The 20,980-nt window shown below is 72.2% G+C and carries 20 protein-coding genes; 10 read left to right on the forward strand and 10 right to left on the reverse strand.

Features of this window, described 5'->3' with window-relative positions:
• Position 1 precedes the first annotated feature (1 nt).
• Together ACYVP9_RS20720 and ACYVP9_RS20725 are read left to right on the forward strand one after the other, a co-directional pair.
• Entirely contained in the window at positions 2-1,342 is a 1,341-nt protein-coding gene (locus tag ACYVP9_RS20720; RefSeq protein WP_460606849.1) for a dihydrolipoamide acetyltransferase family protein, read from the forward strand.
• Between the two features lie 37 nt (positions 1,343-1,379).
• Positions 1,380-2,351, forward strand: a complete 972-nt coding sequence (locus ACYVP9_RS20725; protein ID WP_460606850.1) for a PDR/VanB family oxidoreductase — start codon at positions 1,380-1,382, stop codon at positions 2,349-2,351.
• A gap of 171 nt (positions 2,352-2,522) precedes the next feature.
• Here ACYVP9_RS20725 and ACYVP9_RS20730 read toward each other — a convergent pair whose 3' ends face one another.
• The 4 genes from ACYVP9_RS20730 to ACYVP9_RS20745 are packed head-to-tail and all read right to left on the reverse strand — an operon-like array spanning position 2,523 to position 5,720.
• Positions 2,523-3,344, reverse strand: a complete 822-nt coding sequence (locus tag ACYVP9_RS20730) for a sugar phosphate isomerase/epimerase family protein (protein WP_460606851.1) — start codon at positions 3,342-3,344, stop codon at positions 2,523-2,525.
• A gap of 4 nt (positions 3,345-3,348) precedes the next feature.
• Positions 3,349-4,128 carry an SDR family NAD(P)-dependent oxidoreductase gene (locus ACYVP9_RS20735; protein WP_460606852.1) on the reverse strand — a complete coding sequence of 260 codons (780 nt, stop codon included), beginning with the start codon at positions 4,126-4,128 and terminating at the stop codon, positions 3,349-3,351.
• A 51-nt stretch (positions 4,129-4,179) separates the two neighbouring features.
• Complete coding sequence (locus tag ACYVP9_RS20740; protein WP_460606853.1) at positions 4,180-4,944, reverse strand: SDR family NAD(P)-dependent oxidoreductase; 765 nt, start codon at positions 4,942-4,944, stop codon at positions 4,180-4,182.
• Between the two features lie 20 nt (positions 4,945-4,964).
• Positions 4,965-5,720 (reverse strand): tyrosine-protein phosphatase, encoded by a 756-nt coding sequence (locus ACYVP9_RS20745; RefSeq protein WP_460606854.1) that lies wholly within the window; start codon positions 5,718-5,720, stop codon positions 4,965-4,967.
• Positions 5,721-5,771: 51 nt separating this feature from the next.
• Here ACYVP9_RS20745 and ACYVP9_RS20750 point away from each other — a divergent pair, with 51 nt between their 5' ends.
• The gene (locus tag ACYVP9_RS20750; RefSeq protein ID WP_460606855.1) at positions 5,772-6,092 is read left to right on the forward strand and encodes a hypothetical protein; all 321 of its coding nucleotides are present in this window, start codon (positions 5,772-5,774) and stop codon (positions 6,090-6,092) included.
• Entirely contained in the window at positions 6,089-6,922 is an 834-nt protein-coding gene (locus ACYVP9_RS20755; RefSeq protein ID WP_460606856.1) for a Rossmann-fold NAD(P)-binding domain-containing protein, read from the forward strand. The genes ACYVP9_RS20750 and ACYVP9_RS20755 overlap by 4 nt, the downstream gene beginning before the upstream one ends.
• 145 nt (positions 6,923-7,067) lie before the next feature.
• Here the strand turns inward: ACYVP9_RS20755 and ACYVP9_RS20760 are convergent, their stop codons facing one another.
• Genes ACYVP9_RS20760 through ACYVP9_RS20770 form a run of 3 tightly spaced genes read right to left on the reverse strand, consistent with a single transcriptional unit; the run spans position 7,068 to position 9,299 of the window.
• A complete protein-coding gene (locus ACYVP9_RS20760; RefSeq protein ID WP_460606857.1) occupies positions 7,068-7,526 on the reverse strand; it encodes a hypothetical protein in 459 nt (152 codons plus the stop codon).
• A gap of 4 nt (positions 7,527-7,530) precedes the next feature.
• Entirely contained in the window at positions 7,531-8,514 is a 984-nt protein-coding gene (locus ACYVP9_RS20765; RefSeq protein ID WP_460606858.1) for a phosphotransferase family protein, read from the reverse strand.
• Between the two features lie 17 nt (positions 8,515-8,531).
• Positions 8,532-9,299 carry a histidine phosphatase family protein gene (locus ACYVP9_RS20770; RefSeq protein WP_460606859.1) on the reverse strand — a complete coding sequence of 256 codons (768 nt, stop codon included), beginning with the start codon at positions 9,297-9,299 and terminating at the stop codon, positions 8,532-8,534.
• 136 nt (positions 9,300-9,435) lie between these two features.
• Here ACYVP9_RS20770 and ACYVP9_RS20775 point away from each other — a divergent pair, with 136 nt between their 5' ends.
• Genes ACYVP9_RS20775 through ACYVP9_RS20790 form a run of 4 tightly spaced genes read left to right on the forward strand, consistent with a single transcriptional unit; the run spans position 9,436 to position 14,359 of the window.
• Positions 9,436-10,566: an aromatic ring-hydroxylating oxygenase subunit alpha gene (locus ACYVP9_RS20775; protein WP_460606860.1), complete on the forward strand. Its 1,131-nt coding sequence runs from the start codon at positions 9,436-9,438 to the stop codon at positions 10,564-10,566.
• Between the two features lie 12 nt (positions 10,567-10,578).
• The gene (locus ACYVP9_RS20780) at positions 10,579-11,781 is read left to right on the forward strand and encodes an aromatic ring-hydroxylating oxygenase subunit alpha (RefSeq protein ID WP_460606861.1); all 1,203 of its coding nucleotides are present in this window, start codon (positions 10,579-10,581) and stop codon (positions 11,779-11,781) included.
• On the forward strand, positions 11,778-12,626 hold the full coding sequence (locus tag ACYVP9_RS20785; RefSeq protein ID WP_460606862.1) for an SDR family NAD(P)-dependent oxidoreductase: 849 nt from the start codon (positions 11,778-11,780) through the stop codon (positions 12,624-12,626). Before ACYVP9_RS20780 ends, ACYVP9_RS20785 begins: the two co-directional genes overlap by 4 nt.
• A gap of 5 nt (positions 12,627-12,631) precedes the next feature.
• On the forward strand, positions 12,632-14,359 hold the full coding sequence (locus tag ACYVP9_RS20790) for a PEP-utilizing enzyme (RefSeq protein WP_460606863.1): 1,728 nt from the start codon (positions 12,632-12,634) through the stop codon (positions 14,357-14,359).
• 1 nt (position 14,360) lies between these two features.
• Here the strand turns inward: ACYVP9_RS20790 and ACYVP9_RS20795 are convergent, their stop codons facing one another.
• The 3 genes from ACYVP9_RS20795 to ACYVP9_RS20805 all read right to left on the reverse strand — a co-directional run bounded on the left by ACYVP9_RS20795 (position 14,361) and on the right by ACYVP9_RS20805 (position 19,019).
• Positions 14,361-15,914, reverse strand: a complete 1,554-nt coding sequence (locus ACYVP9_RS20795) for an acetyl-CoA acetyltransferase (protein WP_460606864.1) — start codon at positions 15,912-15,914, stop codon at positions 14,361-14,363.
• Positions 15,915-15,993: 79 nt separating this feature from the next.
• Positions 15,994-16,743 (reverse strand): enoyl-CoA hydratase-related protein, encoded by a 750-nt coding sequence (locus ACYVP9_RS20800; protein WP_460606950.1) that lies wholly within the window; start codon positions 16,741-16,743, stop codon positions 15,994-15,996.
• Positions 16,744-16,832: 89 nt separating this feature from the next.
• The gene (locus tag ACYVP9_RS20805; protein ID WP_460606865.1) at positions 16,833-19,019 is read right to left on the reverse strand and encodes a CaiB/BaiF CoA-transferase family protein; all 2,187 of its coding nucleotides are present in this window, start codon (positions 19,017-19,019) and stop codon (positions 16,833-16,835) included.
• 151 nt (positions 19,020-19,170) lie between these two features.
• On the opposite strand from ACYVP9_RS20805, the gene ACYVP9_RS20810 reads away from it, so the two are divergent.
• On the forward strand, positions 19,171-20,055 hold the full coding sequence (locus ACYVP9_RS20810) for a LysR family transcriptional regulator (protein ID WP_460606951.1): 885 nt from the start codon (positions 19,171-19,173) through the stop codon (positions 20,053-20,055).
• A 37-nt stretch (positions 20,056-20,092) separates the two neighbouring features.
• On the forward strand, positions 20,093-20,938 hold the full coding sequence (locus ACYVP9_RS20815; RefSeq protein WP_460606866.1) for an SDR family oxidoreductase: 846 nt from the start codon (positions 20,093-20,095) through the stop codon (positions 20,936-20,938).
• Positions 20,939-20,980: the final 42 nt, after the last annotated feature.

The following is a 20,980-nucleotide window of genomic DNA, read 5'->3' on the forward strand; positions in this document are numbered from 1 at the left end:
CGTGGCCCAGCAGGTGCTCGTGCCCAAGCTCGGGCTGACGATGGAGACCGGACTCATCGAGGAATGGCTCGTCGCCCCGGGCACGCCGGTGAAGGTCGGCGACCCGCTGCTGCGCATGGGCACCGACAAGGTGAACGTCGACGTCGAGGCCGAGGCCGAGGGCATCTTCCACCCCGTCGTCGACGAGGGCGCCGACCTGCCGCCGGGCACGCTCATCGCGTGGCTGCTCGACGAGGGGGAGCCGCTGCCCGAGGGGGCCAGCGCCTCGCCGGCGTCGACGTCCGCCGCCGCGCCCGCCGTCACCGACGAGCAGCCCGCCGCCAACCCGGCCCGTCACGCCGCGGCCGAGGCGCCGACCGGCGGCCGCCTGTTCGTCTCGCCCAACGCGCGCCGGGTCGCCGGTGAGCGCGGGGTCGACGTCACCACCCTGCGCGGCACCGGCCCGAACGGCCGCATCGTCACCGCCGACGTGCTCGAGGCGCCGCTGCCGAGCACGACGTCGCCGGCCCCGTCGGTGGGTTCACCGCTCGTGCGCCGCGACGCCGCCGCGGCGGGCGTCGACGTCGCTTCCCTGACCCCCAGCGGTCCGGGCGGACGGGTACGCCGTGCCGACGTGAACGCGGCGCGGCAGCAGCCCGTCGCCGCGCCCGCCGAGCCGGGCGCGCCGCTCGAGATCATCCCGCTCAAGGGCATGCGGGGCGTCATCGCGTCGCGCATGCACGACAGCCTGCAGACGATGGCGCAGCTGACGCACGGCTACGAGGTGTCGATGGACGCCGCCGTCGCGCTGCGCGCCCAGCTCAAGCAGCAGTGGTCGACCGTGCCGACGTTCACCGATCTGGTCGTCCGCGCGGCGGCACTGGCGCTGCGCGAGCACCCGCGGCTCAACGCCACCGTCGAGACCGACCGAATCGTGGTCCACTCCGACGTGAACGTCGGCCTGGCGGTCGCGCTCGACGAGGGTCTGATCGTGCCCGTGGTCCGCCACGCCGACGACCTGCCGCTCTCGGCGCTCGCCGCCGAGACCAAGCGTCTCGCCGCGGTCACCCGCTCCGGACAGCAGACCCTCGCCGACATCGAGGGCGGCACCTTCACCGTCAGCACGCTCGGCAGCTACGGCGTCGACTTCTTCACGCCGGTCATCACCCCGGGTCAGGTCGCCATCCTCGGCGTGGGCCGGCTGCGCGATTCCGTACGGTGGGAGGGTGACACCCCCCGGCGGACGCAGGTGCTGACGTTGAGCCTCACCTTCGATCACCGTGCGGTCGACGGCGCGCCCGCCGCCGAGTATTTGCGCACGGTTGCGGAAAAACTGGCCAATCCGCTGAGCCTGCTGTCATGAACGGGGCCTGCCGAGCGGTTCGGCGGTGTGGCACTCCATGAGCGAGCACGAGCCGCCGTTCCCGCTCGCGACCGAGGCGTCCGAGCACCGCAGCGAGCTGGTCGTCACCGCCCGGGAACAGGTCGCGTCCGACGTCGTCGCGTTCACGCTCGGGCACTCGTCCGGCGAGGCGCTGCCCGCCTGGACCCCCGGCGCGCACATCGACGTGCTGCTCGACGGCGACCAGCTCGTGCGGCAGTACTCGCTGTGCGGCTCGCCGTCCGACCGCACGTCGTGGCGCATCGCCGTGCTGCACGAGCCGGACGGCCGCGGCGGGTCCGTCCGCATGCACCAGGTGCAGGTGGGCGACACCGTCGCCGTCCGCGGCCCGCGCAACCACTTCGAGCTGCACGACGCGCCGAAGCACGTGTTCGTCGCGGGCGGGATCGGCATCACGCCGCTGCTGCCGATGATGGCGACGACGTCGTCCGACTGGCAGCTCTGGTACGGCGGGCGCTCGCTCGACTCGATGGCGTTCCGCGACGAGGTCGCCGCGCACGGCGACCGCGTGACGCTGTGGCCGCAGGACGAGAAGGGCCTGCTGCCGCTGGCCGAGATCCTCGGCGGGCTCGGCGACGACACGCTCGTCTACTGCTGCGGTCCCGAGCCGCTGCTGGCGGCGGTCGAGGCGCAGTGCCCGTCCGGACGGCTGCGCCTCGAGCGCTTCACCGCCAAGGAGATCGAGAAGCCGGCCGGGGGTGACCAGCCCTTCGAGGTGGTGGCCGAGAAGTCGGGCATCACCGTCACCGTCCCGGCCGACAAGTCGATCCTCGAGACGCTCGACGAGAACGGCGTCAGCGTCCTCTCGTCGTGCCAGGAGGGTGTGTGCGGCACGTGCGAGACCGCGGTGCTCGAGGGCATCCCCGAGCACCGCGACTCGCTGCTCACCGAGGACGAGCGCGCCGCCAACGACTACATGATGATCTGCGTGGGACGGTCGAAGTCCCCGCGTCTCGTGCTCGACCTGTAGCCGCGCCCCCCCTCGAGTTTGCACCTGCCGAAGTCGTCAACGGGCGCTCGTCCGCCGAGTTGACGACCTTGGCGGGTGCAACGTCGGCGCGGGTCCGGGCTTTGCACCTGCCGAAGTCGTCAACGTCGGCCGCGGCGCCGAGTTGGCGACCTCGGCAGGTGCAAAGTCAGGTCAGGCGCGGGCGGCGGCGAGGACGGCCCGGGTGCTCTCGGCCATGCGGCGGACGACGTCGTGCACCGGGTGCGCGTCGAGCTCGAGCGAGACGACCTCGACCTCGTAGGGCGCGGTGACGCCCATGGCGTCGAGGGTGCGGACGAACCCGACCAGGTCGAAGGCGCCCTCGCCGGGCAGCAGCCGGTTCGACATGCAGTCGATCTTGTAGTCGGGGTCGACCTGCTCGGGCGGACCGTCGTCGAACTGCACGCTGACGACGCGGTCGGCGGGCACGGACGCCAGCGACTCCCAGGTCTCGCCGCTGCGGTGGTGGTGCCACGAGTCGACGCACAGGCCGCCGTTGTCGCGGCCGGCGCGCTGCACGAAGTCCCACGCCGAGGCCGCGTCCGGGATGTTCGTCATGACGGGCAGGTACTCAAGGGCGGCGCGGATGCCGCGGGGGGCGAGCCGGTCGCACAACCGTCCGAACGCCTCGGCACCCTCGTCGACGGTGCCGACGTACGGGCCCACGACCTGCACGTGGTGCGGCGGGCCGAACGCGTCGGCCATGCGGTCGACGAGGTCCATGCGGCGCTCGTACTCGGCGTACGCGGCGCCGCTCGCGGACCAGCCGTGGACCGCCTCGTACTCGAACACCTGCACGCCGTGCTCGTGGAGCACGGCGCGCAGGTCGGCGTCCGAGTGGCCGCTGTCGCGCAGCCGGGCGTACTCGTTCACGTACAGGCCGATGCCGGCGAAGCCGTTCTCGGCCGCGGCCGCCACGCGCTCGGTGAACGAGGCGTGGCGGACGCTGAAGTGACTCAGGACGAGCTGAGTCACCGGGTCACCACGGAGACGTGCCGCCGTCGACGCTGTAGAGCGAGCCGGTGATGCCGCCGCCGGCGTCGGAGGCCAGCAGCACCGCGACCGCGGCGACCTCCTCGGTCGTCGTGATGCGCTTGAGCGCGGTCTCCTGGGCGAAGATGTCGATCATCTGCTCGTACGTGATGCCCATGGCCTTCGCGCTGTCCGGACCGGTGGTCTCGACGATCTCGGTGATCACGAGGCCGGGGCAGATGGCGTTGCAGGTGACACCCGTGGTGCCGACCTCCTTGGCGACCGCCTTGGTCAGACCGTTCATCGCGTGCTTGCCCGCGACGTAGTACGGGATGCCGGGCTTGCCCATCTTGCCCTCGACGGACGAGATGTTGATGACGCGGCCGAAGCCCTGGGGGACCATGTGGTTCAGCGCGCGTCGGGTGCCCCAGAACGCGGAGTCGAGGCACCAGCGCATGCCGTACGCCCAGTCCTCGTCGGACAGGTCCTTCACCGGCGCCGTGTTCTTCACACCGCCGGCGTTGTTCACCATGATGTCGATGCGGCCGAAGTGCTCGACGGCGCCGTCGACGACCTTGTCGATGTCCTCGCGGACGGTGACGTCGCCCTGGACGAAGAACCCGTTCTCGCCGGCGCCCATCTCGGCCAGCGCCTTCGCGCCCTTCTCGGCGTTGCGGCCGTTGATGACCACCTTCGCGCCCTCGGCCAGGAAGGCCTCGGCGATGCCGCGGCCGATGCCGGTACTGCCACTGGTGATCGCGGCGACGCGACCCTCGAGCTTGCCCATGTCATGCCTCTCGTCGGTGGGAGTATGAATACAGGGACTTCAGTATCTACGTCAACGTCCCGCGGTCTCGCCGCCGTCGGCGACCAGCACCGATCCGGTGACGAACGAGGCGTCGTCCGAGAGCAGGAAGCACACGGCGGCCGCGATCTCCTCCGGCTCGGCCGTCCGCTTCTGCAGGTTGCCCTGGCCGAACGCCTCCGCGCCCTTCTCGACGCTGCCGAAGCGCTCGATCATCAGGGGCTCGGTCATGCCCGAGCGGGTGCGCCCCGGCGCGATCGTGTTGACCCGGACCGCGGGGGCCGCGTCCTTCGCCAGCTGGCGGGAGAACGCGAGGATCGCGCCCTTGGCGGCACCGTAGGGGGCGTTGCCCGACTGGGCGGCGAGCGCGGCCACCGACGCGACGTTCACGATCGAGCCGTTGCCCTGCTCGCGCATGATCGGCAGCACCGACTTGCACACCAGGAAGGTGCCGCCGGCGTGCACGGTCATCATCTTCTGCCACTGCGCGAACGACCACCGCTCGATCGGACCGAACTCGGCGTGCCCGGCGGCGTTGAACACGCAGTCGATGCGGCCGAGCCGCGCGTGCACGTCGGCGACGGCCGCGGCGACGGCGTCCTCGTCCGCCACGTCGACGCCCAGGGCGATCGCGCCGTCGAGCTCCCCGGCCACCGCCTCGGCCGCGGCGGCGTCCCGGTCGAGCACGGCCACGCGGCCGCCCTCGGCGTGGAAGCGGCGCGCGGTGGCGGCGGCGAGGCCGGAGCCACCGCCGGTCGCGAGCAGGACCTTGCCGTCGAACCGGCCGGCGAAGTGCATGCGGACTCCTTGTGAGGGGTTCAGGCCGGCTCGACGAGCCGGGCGCGGAGGGTGTCGAGGGCGTCGGGCTCGAGCCCGGCCCCGGTGAGGACGTGGGCGGTGCCGCCCTGGGCGCGCAGCCAGGCGAGCAACCGCCGCATGGTCGCCGGCGGCGACTGGGCGAACGGGTCGTCGAGGTCGCGCGACGCCATCATCGCCGCGTAGCTCTCGGCGGCGGCCAGGTGCGCGACGATGTCGGGCAGGTTCTCCGCGGTGCGCGCGTAGTCGGCGACGATCTCGTAGTCGGGCACGCCGAGCAGCGACAGCAGCAGGCCGACGAGCACGCCGGTGCGGTCCTTGCCGGCCGCGCAGTGCACCAGCACCGGCAGGCCGTCGGACGCCATCTCCCGGAACGCGCGCACGAACGCCCCGGGGTTGAGCTTCACGTAGCTGATGTAGTGGGCGCTGAGGTGTTCGCGTGCCGCGTCGTCGGGTGCGTCGGGCTCGTTCAGGTCGCCGGCGAGCACCTCCATCTCGACGTCCGCGCCACCGGCGCCGACGATCGGGATGTTCACGATGCGCGGCCCGGTGAGGTGGCCGTGGCCCTCGCGAACGGCTTCCTCGTCGAAGCGCAGGTCGAGCACGAGACGGACGGCGGCGCCGAGCGTGCCGGCGTCGGCCTCGGACAGGAACTGGGGGGAAGCGCCACGCAGCACCATGCCGTGGCGCACGCGTCCGCCCGGGGTGGGCAGGCCGCCGAGGTCGCGCAGGTTGACGGCACTGGCGAGCGGCAGCACGAGGGGTCCCCGATCGTTGACGACTAACTGGAACCGTAGTACACAAAGTCGGTGTCCGACACCGGCTATCTCCACGTGACCATCCAGCTCGTGCGCGGCAAGTCGCACGTCTTCTACGAGGCGATGGCCGAGATGAAGCCGGTGCTCGAGGAGGCCGGTTGGCACCTCGTCGTCGCGCTCACCCCGACCATCGGACGGCTCAACGCCGTGTGGCACGTCTGGCGGGTGCCGTCGGCGGACGGCGTCGTGTCGGCGATGGGCGTCGTGCGCGGCCATCCCGACGCGGCGAAGTGGCACGCCGCCTTCGCCGAGTCGATCGAGGACGAGGTCGTGCAGTACTCGCGCACCACGCCCTACTCGCGCACCCCGTGACCGGACGGCTCGACGGCCGCGTCGCCGTCGTCACGGGAGCGTCCGGCGGCATCGGCGAGGGAATCGTCCGCCGCTTCGTCGAGGAGGGTGCGCGGTGCGTGCTCGCCGACGTGCGCGACGACCCGGGACGCGCGCTGGCCACCGAGCTGGGAGACGCCGCCACCTTCGTGCACGCCGACGTCGCGTCCGAGGACGACGTCGCGGCCGCCGTGGCCGCGGCGACCGAGCGCTTCGGCCGCCTCGACGTCATGGTGAACAACGCGGGGATCCTCGGCGTGGTCGGACCGCTCGTCGACACCGACACCGCCGCGTGGTTGCGGACGATGGACGTGCTCGCCACCAGCGTCTTCCTCGGTACCAAGCACGCGGCGCGGGTGATGATCGAGCAGGGTCACGGCGGCGCGATCGTCAACACCGCGAGCACCGCCGGCGTCCGTGCCGGGCTCGGGCCGCACGCGTACACGACCGCCAAGCACGCCGTCGTCGGCTTCACGCAGTCGGCCGCCACCGAACTGGGTCGCCACGGCATCCGGGTCAACGCGATCGCGCCCGGGGCCACCGTGAGCGGCATGACCGCCTACGTCGCCACGGGTGACGCGGACGCGCTCGACGAGGCGAGCCGCCGTATCGCCCGCTCCGCGCCGCTCGGGCGTCCCGGGCATCCGCGCGACATCGCCAACGCCGCGCTGTACCTCGCCTCGGACGACGCGGCGTGGACGAACGGTGCGGTGCTCGTCGTCGACGCCGCGGGCGAGGCCGTCGGCGACCGCAACCACCGCTTCTTCGAGCGCGCCCCCGAGACCGTCCACGAGGCGGGACGCGTCACGTGACGGGCCTGGCCGGCGCCGCTGACTGGCATCTTCGGCGGTCGACTGGCATGAATTACTGCTGACTGGATGACTTCAAGTCACCAGTCGGGACCCGGACATGCCAGTCAACGTCCGAAGACGGCGGCCCAGCGAGCGGACGGGCGGCTCAGCGCCCCACGATCGCGTAGGTCGCCATCACCTGCTTCTCGGTGTCGACCCGGGCACGCAGCAGCGCGTGGGCGGTGTCGAGCAGCTCGGCGTCGCCGTGCTCGCGCGCGAGCGATCGGGCGGCGTCGAAGGCGGCGCCGGCGAGCTCGTACCCGGTGACGACGTCGGCCAGGTGCAGCGAGTGCTGCGGGCCGGCGTCCAGGGCGGCGACCGCGCCGGCGACCGCGTCGGACGGGTACCGCTCGGTCACCCGCACGGCGTACGCGCGCAGCGCGTCCGTCTCGTCGCGCAACCACGCGATCTCGTGGGCGGCGCGGACGGCGGCGTTGCGCAGCACCGTCTCGGCCATCACCACCCGCACCTTCAGGGTGTCGTCGTCGAGCGCGGGCAGCACGTGCTCCATCAGCTCGCGGCAGACGTCCGCGATGAGCTCGTCGGTGGCCGGGCGGGGGATCACGGCGTCAACTCCGTCCGCAGATGTCGAGGAACAGCGAGTTCAGGTGCGACACCGCGTTGATCAGGTACGCGGCCATGACGCCGGGTCGCGTGTCGCCGCCGATCGCGGCGGCGGCGTCGAGCAACTGCTCGTACAGGCGCGCGATGCCGATGATCAGGAAGTACTCGACGATGCGCGGGTCGACCTGTTCCGCCGACAGGCCGCTGCGCTCGCGGTAGCGCGCGAGGAAGGCCTCGGGGCCACGCCAGTAGAGGTTCGGCGCCATCGGGATCTGCGTGTAGAAGCCGAGGTCCTCGCGCGGGTCGCCCACGTGCGTGAACTCCCAGTCGATGACCAGGGGTGTGCCGTCGGGGCGCACGAGGACGTTGCCCGGCTGGCAGTCGCCGTGAACCAGCGTGAGCGGCACGGGCGGCGGGCGGTGGTCGTCGGCCCAGTCGGCGACGAAGTGCAGCAGCGGACGTTGCGCCGGGTACCGGTCGCCGAGGCGCCGGTACCGGTCGAGCACCGACCCGATGTACGACGACCAGTCGTCGGGGACGGGCAGGCCCAGGCCGTCGACCGGCGTGCGGTGCAGCGCGGCGAAGGTGTCGACGAACAGCTCGGTGCCGGACTCGGGGTCGTCGCCGGCGGCCATCAGGTCGTGCAGCGAGCGGGCACCCTCGGCGGCGTCCATGACGATGCACTTCGACCCGAGGTGCTCACCGGTGGCGTCGTACCAGCGCGCGGTCGGGGTGGCCACGGGGCAGGCCTCGGGAAGTGCCCGCAGCAGGGCCCATTCGGCGTCGCGGTCGCTGACGAAGACCCCGGTACCGGCGGGTGGGTCACCGCGCAGGATCAGTTCGCCCGACCCGTCCGGCCATTCGACGACGGCTCGCGCGCTGACCCGGCTGTACCCGCCCAGCAACGGCTCGCACCGCACCACCCGGGCTGCCCGCCCGGGTTCGGACACGTCGAGCAGCCGTTGCAGTCCGGCGACGAGATCGGCCAATGAACTGAGTCCGTTCTCTAGTAAGTGACGAGGTCCGGGTCGACCTCGGCGAGGTGGTGCAGCTCGTTCAACGTGTGGATGACCCGCCGGTGGCCGCCGACCAGCACCCGGCTGACGGACGCGTGGACGGGCCGGAAGAACATGTCCTGCCGCAGGCCCAGCAGGTGGCCCAGGTAGGCGTTGATGACGCCGCCGTGGCACACGACCGCGACGTGCCGGCCCTCGTGCAGTTCGAGCACGCCCTCGATGGCGGTGACGACACGGGCGCGGAACTCGGCGCTCGGTTCGGAGAACGGCGAGACGTCCCACCGCAGCTCCTGCTCGAAGCGGGCGCGCACGCCGTGCCACATCACCGGCGGCAGCACGTCCTGCAACTTCGCGCCCTCGGGCACGTCGCGGTACGTGTCGACCTCGCGCAACTGTGGATACACGATGGGTTCGAGGCCGTGGGGTGCCGCGACCTCGGCGGCCGTCTGCATGGCCCGCCGCAGGTTGCTGCACACGACCACGTCGATCGGCTCGTCCGCGAGCCCGACGCCGACCGCCTTGGCCTGGCGCTCACCGACGGCCGAGAGCGGCGGGTCGGCCCACTCGCCCGGCGTGAACGCGCCGCCCGGGAACTGTTGCTGTCCGTGCCGCACGAGCGACACCAGGCGGGTGCCGGGCTGGTGGGTGAGGAAGGGACGGTCGAGGGACGTCGGCGAGCCGCTGGTCGGCGGGCCGTCGAGCGCCTCGGACGGGTCGGACGCGCGGCGCGGGGACGGGTCGGCGGGTCGTGGGTCCACGGGATCCTTCGCTCGGGGTCGGACTCTTGTCTGTGACGTGCGCCACGGGCGATAATCCGAGACCGGTAGCGTACTTTCACTATACCGATTCCGCTATCTACCTCGGCCCCTCGCCGTGGCACTGGAGGAGAGCGACATGGTCCACGTTCCCCACCGCGGAGACCTCCCGGCGAAGTTCGGCCCGGGTGTCCCGCTCATCCCCGACATCGGCCCGTCCGAGCTCGACTCCTCGGTCTACACCGATCCGGCGCGCTTCGAGCAGGAGCGGCGCAAGGTGCTCAACCGCAGCTGGCAGATCGTGTGCCGCTCGGAGGAGATCGCGAGGCCCGGCGACCACGTCGTCTGGGAGGGGCACGGCGAGACCATCGTCGTCAGCCGGCGGCGCGACGGCGGCGTCAGCGGCTTCCACAACGTGTGCCAGCACCGCGGCGCGCGCATCGTGCCGAAGTCGGGCACCGGTGCGCGGCGCTTCACCTGTCGCTGGCACTCGTGGAGCTACGACCTCGAGGGCAACGTCGTCGGCGTCCCCGACCGTGAGGACTTCGACGAGGGCCAGCTCACCGGCCTGTGCTCACCCGCCGTCGAGTGCGACGAGTGGGGTGGCTGGGTGTGGGTCGTCCTCGCCGGCCCGGGCGTGGCCGGCACGTTGAAGGACTGGATCGGCCCGGAGATCGTCGGCGACCTCGGTGCCTACGCCATGGAGGACATGGTGTTGCACGACAAGCTGACCTGGGAGCTCGACGCGAACTGGAAGGTCGTCGTCGACGGGTTCAACGAGACCTATCACGCGGCGCACCTGCACACGATCTCGCCGCAGGACGTCAAGGACGGCCGCTTCAGCACGTTCTTCACCTTCGGCCGCAACGGCATGATGGTCGTCCCCTACAAGGGCGTGCTGCCGGAACTGAACGAGACGCTCGACCACCAGAGCCTGGCGATCTGCCACTACACGATCTTCCCGACGTCGGTCTTCAACAACAATCCCAACCACATCCAGCTGTTCCGTTCGGTACCGCTGTCGGTCGACAAGACCCGCTTCGAGGTGTGGGAGCTCTGGTACAAGGACGGCGACGCCGAGTACATCGACGGCGTCAGCCGTCACTGGGAGCGGCTCAAGGGCGTCGTGGCCGAGGACGTCGAGATCTACCAGGAGTGGGCCGCGGCCAGTAAGTCCTCGGCGTACACGCGCAACGTCTTCAACAACCGCGAGTGCAAGATCACCCACTTCCACGAGGTCGTGCAGCAGATGCTCGACGCCGACGACTGATCCGAGGAACCCATGGCTGCACCCGAGTACGTCGCGGGAGTCGACTTCTCTCCCGCCGTCCACGACGACGCCTTCGGCGTCATGGGACGGCTGGTCGAGCACTTCCGCGCCAAGACCACCGACCAGGCCGACGAGCAGTGGGTCGAGCCGGTGCGCAACTACAGCGATCCCGAGCTGTGGCAGCGCGAGATCGACGCGATCCACAAGAAGGTGCCGCTGCCCCTGGCGCTGTCCTGCGAGCTGCCGAACCCGGGTGACTACAAGGCGATCGACGTCGCCGGCACGCCCGTGCTCATCACGCGCGACTCGAAGGGCGAGGCGCACGCGATGCTCAACGTGTGCCGCCACCGCGGCGCCGAGCTGCTGCCCGAGGGCACCGGCAACACCCGCCGCATCACCTGCTCGTACCACTCCTGGAGCTACGACCTGCAGGGCTGCCTGCTCGGCGTCTACGGCGAGGAGACCTTCGGCGGCGTCGACAAGGGCACGATGGGCCTGCGGGCGCTGCCGATCGAGGAGCGGGCCGGCCTGATCTTCGTGTCGCTCGACCGGACGGCGACGATCGACCTCGACGACTGGCTGGGGCCGGAGCTCATCCAGCTCATCGAGGGCATGGGCCTGGCCCACGCGCACCACTACTCGACCCGCACGCTGGAGGGCCCGAACTGGAAGGTGACCCTCGACGGCTACCTCGAGGGCTACCACTTCGCGTCGCTGCACCGCACCACGGTGTTCCGCACCAACTTCAGCAACATGGCGGCCTTCGACAACTGGGGCCCGCACCAGCGCAACGCGTTCGCGCTGCGCCCGATCGCCGACGCGGCCGACAAGCCCCAGGACCAGTGGGACCCGGCGCTGTGCGTCGGCGCCATCTTCTGGCTGTTCCCCGGCCTCGCCATCGCCGGCGGCTGGCGGCAGCACATCGTCGCGTCGCTCGTGCTGCCCGGCAGCACCTGGGACACCTCGCACACGCAGCAGATCCTCTGCCTGCGCCACGAGCCCGCGGACGAGGAGGAGCGCAAGTCGATCGACTTCACCCGCGACTGGTTCCACGACGTCGTCATGGACGAGGACTACGCCACCGGTTTCGGCGTGCAGCGGGGCCTCGCCTCGTTCGAGGACGAGCAGTTCGTGTTCGGCCGCAACGAGCCGGGCGTGCAGCACTTCCACCGAGCCATCGAGCAGATGATGCAGAAGAACGGAGCGCAAGCATGAGCGGCGGCGGAGACACCGAGGACGTCGAGGGCACCCCGCACGTGGCGCCGACGCACGACGGCGGCAGCCTCACGGGCAAGGTCGCCGTGATCACCGGCGGCACGCGCGGCATCGGCCGAGGCATCGCCGAGGCCTTCCTCCGCGAGGGTGCGAGCGTGGTGGTGAGCGGCAAGTCGCAGGAGAAGGGCGACGAGGCCGTCAAGGAGATGGGCGGCGGCAGCAACGTCCACTTCATCGCGTGCGACGTCCGCAAGAAGGACGAGCTGGACGCGCTCATCGACCAGACCCAGGCCCGCTACGGCCGCCTCGACATCCTCGTCAACAACGCCGGCGGATCGGACGGCTTCGCCCTCGTCGGCGACATGGCTCCCGAGGCGTGGCTGAACGCGCTCGACTGGAACCTCAACGCCGTCTTCTTCGGCACGCAGCGCGCGCTGAAGCACATCCTCGCCCATGGCGAGGGCGGCCGGATCATCAACATCAGCTCGGTCGAGGGCAAGCAGGGCAACAAGGCGGCCGTCAGCCACTACATCACCAACAAGCACGCGATCAACGGCCTGACCAAGGCGGTCGCGTTCGAGTACGGCATGCAGGGCATCACCTGCAACGCGATCTGCCCCGGCGCGATCGAGACCGACATCATGAAGACGGCCGGTCCGGTGGCCGCCGAGCAGGCCGGCATCACCTACGAGCAGTTCCTCGACAACTACGCGCAGGAGTCGGCCATCAAGCGGCTCAACACCGTCGAGGAGGTCGCTGCGATGGCCCTGCTGCTCGCCGGCCCGCACGGCGGCGGTATCACCGGCTCGCTGATCAACGTCGACGGCGGCACCGCCCAATGGTAGACGCGTTGGAACTTCCAACCCGCTGGATCACCGACTGGGAGCCCTACGACCGGTTCCCGGTCATCACCCGCGCCAACGCGGGTGAGGTGCTGCCCGACCCGGCGAGCCCGCTCGGCTGGACGCTCGTGTTCGAGAAGGGCCTGCTGCCCGGCTGGCTGCGCGGTCTCGTCGAATTCGGCGTCTACCGCGAGGGCGAGCTGCCGATGGAGAAGCCCCCGGTCGTCGGCACGGCGGGCGGCTACTTCTACATCAATCTGTCGCACTGTCGTGTCATGGGCCTGCGCATGGGCATGACGACCGAGGCGTTCGACGCGGCCATCCTCGGCAACGCCGCGGCCGCGCCGCCGTACCGGCCGCATCCCGAGGACATCGACGAGGAGTGCCAGGCCAAGCTGGGCGCGAGCATCGGCGCCATGATCGGGGCCACCGAGTTCCCCGAGATCGACGCCGACCTGGCCCGCATCCTCGAGAAGCGGCGGGCGCGTCCCGAGCTCGCCACCCTCACCGATGCCGACCTCGTGGCGTACGCCCGCACCCTGCTGCCCGAGCTCGACAACGCGTTCCGCATCCACGACTTCTCGACGCTCAGCTCGGCGGCGCCGCCGGCGATGCTGGCCGAGTCGTGCGCGGCCGCCGGCCGTCCGGACGCGCTCCTCGATCTGATCTCCGGTCTCGGCGAGGTGCGCTCGGCGTCGCCGTCCTGGGGGCTGTGGCAGCTGTCCCGGCTCGCCGCGGGCGATGCCGACCTGACGAAGACCTTCGACGCCGGCGTCCCCGCGGTCTCGAGCGCGCTCGCCGGCGGATCGCACCCGGAGTTCGCCGACGCCCTGCGCGACTTCCTCGCCGAGCACGGCCAGCGTGGCCCGAACGAGTGGGACATCCACGCGATCTCGTGGGAGGCCGACCCGACGCAGGTGCTGGCGCTGGTCGACAGCATGCGGCACCTGCCCGACGACAACTCCCCGGACGCGCGCAACGCCCGTCTCGAGGCCACCCGCCGCGAGACCGCCGAGGCCGTCCGCGCGGCGCTGCCGGACGACACCGCGCGCGCCACGTTCGACGTCGCCATGGGCGCGGCCACCCGGCTCATCCCGCTGCGGGAGAAGACCAAGCTCGTCAACGTCACCGCCGTCAACGAGGTGCGCATGGCGATTCGCGAGCTCGGCCGCCGCGGGGTGGAGGCGGGCCTGTACGAGGCCGCCGAGGACGTCATGATGCTGCTCGAGTCGGAGCTCGACGACTACGTCGCCGACCCGAAGGCCTTCGCGGCCACCATCGCCGAACGCCTCGTGACCTACCGCGCGCTGTACGAGCTCGAGCCGCCGTTCATCATCGACGGTCACGCCGCCCCGCTGCCCGAGTGGGAGCGACGCGAGGCCGTGCTGCAGGACGCCGCCACCGCCGGCACCGTGCTGCAGGGCGTCGGCGGCGGCGCCGGCACCTACACCGGCGTCGCCCGTGTCGTCACCGATCTCGACGGGGCGATGCAGATCGAGCCCGGCGAGGTGCTGATCGCCCCGTTGACGGACGCCGCGTGGACGCCGCTGTTCCTCGTGGCCGGTGCGGTCGCCGTCGACGTCGGCGCGCTCAACAGCCACGCGGTGGTCGTCTCGCGCGAGCTCGGACTGCCCTGCGTGATCTCGCTCGACGACGCCACCGAGAAGCTGCGGTCCGGCATGACCGTCACCGTCGACGGCAACGCCGGCACGGTGACGGTCGTCGAGACCGCCTGACTCAGTCGGGCAGCCGGTCGAGGACCTCGCGCTGCGTGCTCGCGTACGTGTGCGCGCCGCGCGAGGTCAGCTGCACCTCACGTCCGAACACGTCGTCCTCGAGCAGGGCGGCGACGGTGGCGTCGTCCCCGGTCGGCGTCGTGGCGATGACCCGGCACCCGTCGTCGCGTCGCGCGATCACCACGCCGGTGGTGCCGCCGCGTCCGTACTGCACCGTGTACGTCTCGACGGTGGCGGTGCCCGAGGGGGAGACGGCGAGCTGCGGACCCGGCACCGCGTCGAGCGAGGCCTGCGCGGCGTCGTCGTCGTGCTCCTCCCACGCCCGCGCTTCGGTCGAGTAGACGGCGGCGGAGTACTTGCTCAGCACACCGCCGTTCGCGCCCACGAAGCCGGGCGCACCGGGGTTCTCCCGCACCCGGCGGACGGTCTCGGCCACCGCGTGCATCGAGTAGTTGTTGCCCGCGCCGCCGAAGAACGGCAGGCCGCCGGTGAGCGTGAGCCCGCGCGGGTCGTCCGTCCGCAGCCCGAGCCCGTCGCAGATGTTGGAGACGGCGATGGCGAAGCAGCTGTAGAGGTCGAGCGTCGAGAGGTCGTCCGGCGTGAGGCCGGCGCGCTCGAGCGCGGTCGCGGCCGCACGCACCGATGCCGGGCTGCGCGACAGGTCGGCCCGGTCGAGCAGGTTCTGCTCGCGCAGGTCGGCGTAGCCGTGCAGGTACACCCACGCCGACTCGGGCACGCCCGCGGCGCGGGCCGCGCCCACCGAGGTCAGCACGACGGCGGCGCCCTGGTTCACCTGGTCGCGGGCCACGAGGTAACGCGGATACGGCTCGGCGATCATGCGGTTGCGCTCGGTGACCTCGGCCAGCTCGTCGGCCGAGCGGCGGACGGGTGCGGCGGCGTACGGGTTGGCCGCCGCGACCTCGGTGAACGGCGCGAACAGCCGGGCCATGTCCTGCCGGTACGCGTCGCGGGTGAGGCCGAGCCGCGCCCGGCGGGCGTTGTCGAGCAGGCCGTACTGCGAGGGCGCGTCGAAGAGCCCGTGCTCGAGCTGCTCGGGCTCCATGAGCCCGTCCAGGCCGAACCCGCGGTCCTCGAGCTGGCCGCCGACGGTCTCGGTGAAGTCGGGGGCGTCGTCCTGCCCGGCGAAGCGGCGGGTCGTCGAGATAGCCTCGGAGCCGAACAGCAGCACGGTCCCGACCTCACCGCGTGCGATCTTCTTCGCGAACTCGGTGATGAGGTGCTGCGGCGCCTGGCCGCCGGCGACGTCGAGCACGGCGTGCCGCGGGTCGGCGCCGACGCGACGGGCCACGGAGCGCGGGTAGTTGTCGGACCGGCCCAGCGGCGCGGTCGAGATCGGCGTCGAGATCTCGAACTGGCGGACGCCCGCGACGGTGTCGACGTGCGACCCGTCGAGGCCGGCGTCGTCCAGCGCGGCCCGCGCCGCCTCGGCGGCGAGGTCGACCGCGCCCCAGCGGTGGTACTCGGCCGCGTCGATCGGGTCGGCGACCTGACCGACCCCGACGAGGACGGGCGTGGAATCGGAAAGCGAACTCATCGCGCGTCCTCGCTTCGCTGCGGGCGGCGCGACGAGGCTCGCCGCGCGCTGTGCTCCTGATTCGCTCCGCAAGCTCCGCTCATCGGCCCGTCCACTTCGGCGCGCGCTTCTCGGCGAAGGCGATCATGCCCTCGAGCGCGTCGTGGCTGCTCATGAGCGCGGACGTCTCCGCCCTGTTGCGCGCCCAGTCGTCGTCCTCGTGCGCGACGTGCCCGTCGGTGATGCCGCGGGCGAGCCGCTTGCTGACCTGCACCGCGAGCGGGGCGTTCTCGACGATCTCGTCCGCCAGCGCGAAGGCGGTCGGCAGCAGGTCGGCGAAGGGCACGACGCGGTTGACGAGGCCGTAGCCGAGCGCCTGCTCGGCCGTCATCGGACGTCCGGTGAGCAGGTGCTCCATCGCGATCTTGTCGGGGATCTGCCGCGGCAGCCGGAACGCGCCGCCCGCCCCGGCGAAGATGCCGCGTTTGACCTCGGGCAACCCGAACGACGCGGTGTCGACGGCGACGGCGAGGTCGCTCGCGAGGACGAACTCGGTCCCGCCGCCGAGGGCGAACCCGTTCACGGCGGCGATGGTCGGTTTCGAGATCGCGTGCTGCACGTACCCGCCGAAGCCCCACTTCTCGAAGCGCGGGTCGCCGACGCCGAGCTTGCCCGTGGCGGCGACCTTGAGATCGGCGCCCGCGCAGAAGGACTTGTCGCCCGCGCCGGTCACGATGACGACGCGCACCTCGGGCGTCGCCTCGGCGTGGTCGAGTGCCTCGCCGACGCCGCGCATCAGCTCGTTGTTGACGGCGTTGCGCGCCGCGGGACGGTTGAGGGTCACGAGCATGACGTGCTCGTGCAGCTCGACGAGCACCGTCCCGTCGCTGTCGACCTCGACGGGGACGGGACTGCTGACGATGGGCACCGATGTGTCTCCTAGCGGGCGGTCGGTCGGGGGACGTGCAGTTCGAGGACGCCGTCGGCGACGAGGGTGTCGATCTCGGCGGACGACAGGCCGAGCAGGTCGTGCGCGACCTCGCGGGTGTGCTCGGCCATGAGCGGGGCCGGGTCCATGCGCGGCGGCGGGAGCGTGGTGAAGCGCGCCTCGTTGGACATCGCCGGCATGTCGTCGGCGAACTGCGGCTGGTGCATCCGTCCGAAGAAGCCGCGGGCGACGAGGTGCGGGTCGCCCTCGAGATCGGTGACGCGCGCCAGCTCGCCGGCCGGCACCCCGGCCTCCTGCAGCAGCGCGGCGGCCTCGCGGGCGTCGGTGCGGGCCGCCCACGCCGCGACGTCACCGCCGGTGAGCTCGTCGGGCGCGGCACCGTCGACGACCAGCCACTCGTCGTCGCCGAGCGCCGGGTACAGCGTGGCGCTCGACGTCGTCATGGCGTCGATGCTGCCCGGCCGCACCGACTCGAGCGCGAGCAGGTCCGCCATGGCGGTGAAGATGGCGTCGACCTGCGCGCTGCTCACCCGTCCGCCGCGGCCGGTGCGCTCGCGCCGCAGCAGCAGCGACGCGACGGCGGCCGCGTTGAAGCGGGCGACCACGTGATCGGGGAAGATCGTGATCGCGTCGCAGAACCCGTCCGCACGGTCGGGATAGCGCCACAGCGACGACAGGCCGGTCGACGCGCGCACCAGCGGTCCGTAGCCGAGCCGGCCCGCCCACGGACCCGTCCGCCCGAAGGCGCTCGACTCCGAGAGCACGAGGCGGGGGTTGATCGCGCGCAGTGCGTCCCACCCGAACCCGAGAGACTCGAGGGTGCCCGGCTTGAAGTTGGTGAGCACCACGTCGGCGCCGGCGACGAGCTCGCCGAACAGCGCCTTGCCGCCCTCGTGGCGCAGGTCGAGGCCGAGGCTGCGCTTGTTGCGGTGGCCCCACGCGAAGCCCTCGGTGATCTCCGAGCCGTCCCACGACTGGCGGTTGCCGTCGGGGAAGGCCGAGCTCTCGATCTTGACGACGTCGGCGCCGTAGTCGGCGAACAGCCGGCCGAGTTCGCCGCCGACGACGATGACACCGAGGTCGAGCACGCGCAGCCCGGCGAACGGCATCGAACCGGGCTCGGCGACGGGTGCGGGAGCGGTCGGCCGTGGGCCGTCCGGCGCGTCGGACGACAGCGGCACGACCCCGCCGCGGACGCCGTCGAGTTCGAGCATCGGACGGGGCACGGTGGCCGTCCGTCCGTCGGGCAGCGCCAGGGTCGTGAACGAGCCGGCGAACGCCTCGGTCGCCAACGCCTCGGACGGGCTCGCGAGCCCGGCCACGGGCACGCCGAGCGCCTGGCCCGCCGCGGTGGCCCGCTCGCGCGTGAGGGGAGCGAGCATGCGCCCGATGAGCGGGTACAGCGTCCCGGCGGCCTGGAAGCGAGCGCCGAGCACGGCGTACTCCGGGTCGGCGAACTCCTCCGGGCGGCCGAGCCACTCGAACATGCCCCGCCACTGCCGTGCGCTGAGGATGCACACCCGCACGAACCCGTCCGCCACCGGGAAGATCGGGTACAGGTGGCGGGCGTCGGGACGGCCGCGCGGCAGCGTCCGCATCGGTGCGCCGGCCCGGGCCGAGCCGCCGATGCCCATGCCCGGGTCCAGGGTCTGCAGCACCGCCTCGTGCACCGAGAAGTCGACGTCGTCGCCCACGCCGGTGCGCAGTGCCTGCGTGTACGCCAGCACGCACACCCACGCTGCCTGCGCGGCCGCCGCCTCGTAGGCGAGGAAGTCCGGCGGCAGCAGGGGTTCCGGGCGCTCGGGCAGGCCCGAGCGCGACAGCACCGTGCCCACGGCGTGGTGCACCGCGGGGGTGCCCCGCCAGTGCGCCCGCGGGCCGGTCGTCCCGAAGTCGGTGAGGGTCACCACGACCAGCCGGGGGTTCGCGGCCCGGGCCCCCGCGACGTCGAACGACTGCGGCGGCGTGACGAGCGCGAGGTCGAGGTCGGTGACGTCGCCGGCCGCCCGGTACTTGTTCGCGTCGCGGACGGCGGCCGCGATGTCGTCGCCCGCCGCGGTCGCGTCGCGCAGCACGGTGGCGCCGAGGTCGGCGAGGTGTCGTCCGACGCTCGCCAGGCGGGCGTCCGCGAGGTCGAGCACCCGCACGCCGGCCAGGGGCCGTTCGTCGTCGGTCATCCCGCCTCCCTCGTGCCGGCGTCAGTGCCGGTGGTCACCCCAGGCTGCCGTCGTCGGCGTCCCCGATCCAGGGTTGGAGCCTCCAACCTGCAACCTGTGCGGGCGTGGCCCCGGGACAGGTGCACCGGCTAGGTTCGGTCCGGTGCCGACCATGCAGCAGTTGGTCACGTTCGTCGCCGTGTCCCGGCACGGCAGCGTGGCGCGCGCCGCCGAGGCGATGGGCATGACCGCCTCGCCGGTGAGCCGCACGCTGGGCCAGCTCGAGCGCGCGCTCGGCCCGCTGTTCGACCGCGAGTACCACCGTCTCGGCCTCACCGCGGCGGGGGAGCGGTTGTTGCCGACCGCCGTGGCCATCGTGCGGGCGGCGGACGACCTCGACGCCATCGCGCGGGGCGAGAGCGTGCCGCTGCGCTACGCCGCGACGCCCTGGGTTCCCGCGCGCTTCGCCCGGGCGCTGGGCGAGGCGGCCGCACGGGTCGGGCCGTGCCGCGACGTCGACGCCGCGGTCTCGTCGACCCTGCTGCACCGCATGCGCCACGGCGAGATCGACGTGGCGGTCGTGCACCTGCCCGTCGAGGGCGACGAACTCGGCAGCGTCGCGCTCGCCCGCTACCGGCTGCATCTCGCGATGGCGCCCGACGACCCGCTCGCGGGCGGCGCCACCGTGCGCGGAGAGGACCTGCGCGGCCGCCGCGTGCTGCTGCTGCCCAGCTCGATGCATCCGTCGATGGCGCGGCTGCGCGACTGGTTCGAGCAGCGCGGTGTCGCGTCGGTCGACGAGGTCGACCTGGGCGACGTGGTGTCGATGCCGGCCCGGTTGCGTCGCGAGCGCGCGGTCACCGTCGTCGCGCCCGACCCCGAGTCGCCGATCCTGCACACCGCCGAGGTGCGCACCGTGCCGCTCGACGGGGACGCGGGACGCATGACGCTCGGTGTCGCCTGGCGCCGGTGGGACGCCGCGCGCGCCCAGCGCCTCGCCCGCATCGTCGAGGAGCTTCGTCCGGCGGACGGCGACCTCGCGACGATCGGCGAGTAACGTCCGACTTCATGGACATCGACTGCGGTAAGTCGCGATGAAGGACCTGGCCGGACGGACCGCCGTCGTCACCGGGGCCGCCAGCGGTATCGGTCTCGCGATGGCGCAGCACTTCGCGCGCGCCGGCATGCGGGTCGTGCTCAGCGACGTGCAGCGCGACCGCTTGGACGAGGCGGTCGAGGGTCTGCGGCACGAGGGTCACGACGTGCTCGGCGTGGTCACCGACGTCGCCGACGCGGCCGACGTGCAGCGTCTCGCCGACGCCGCGTTCGACACCTTCGGGGCCGTTCACGTCTTGTGCAACAACGCCGGTGTCACCAAGCGGGCCCGGTCGTGGGAGTACACCGCCGACGACTGGACGTGGGTCATGGGCGTCGACTTCCACGGCGTCGTCCACGGCCTGCAGGCCTTCGTCCCGCGGATGTTCGCGCAGGCGGACGGCGCCGGCGGTGGCGCGGGCGGGCACGTCGTCAACACCGGCTCGATGGCGTCGCTGCTGCCCATCCCGAACCTGGGCGCCTACACGGCGGCGAAGTCGGCGGTGCTGGGGCTGAGCCTGTCGCTGCGCACCGAGATGGAGCAGTTGGGTGACCCGCTCGGCGTCTCGCTGCTGTGCCCGGGGTTCATCGGCACCGACATCCAGAACAGCGTGCGCAACCGTCCGGACGGGCTGGCGGACGCGGCCGAACCGCCGCAGCTGCCCCGCACCAGCGCCGGGGTGACCCCGCGGCTGACGGCCGACGACGTGGCCGAGCAGGTGCTCGACGCGGTGCGGACGAACCGGTTCTGGATCCTCACCCACGACGAGTACCGCGAGGTCATCAGACAGCACGCAGCCGCGGTGGGAACCGATTCTCCACCGCGGCCGGCGCCGATCTGGTGATCCGGGCCGCCGCTCGGCGGCCCGGATCGGGGTCGTTCAGAC

Source organism: Jatrophihabitans fulvus (assembly GCF_054781375.1).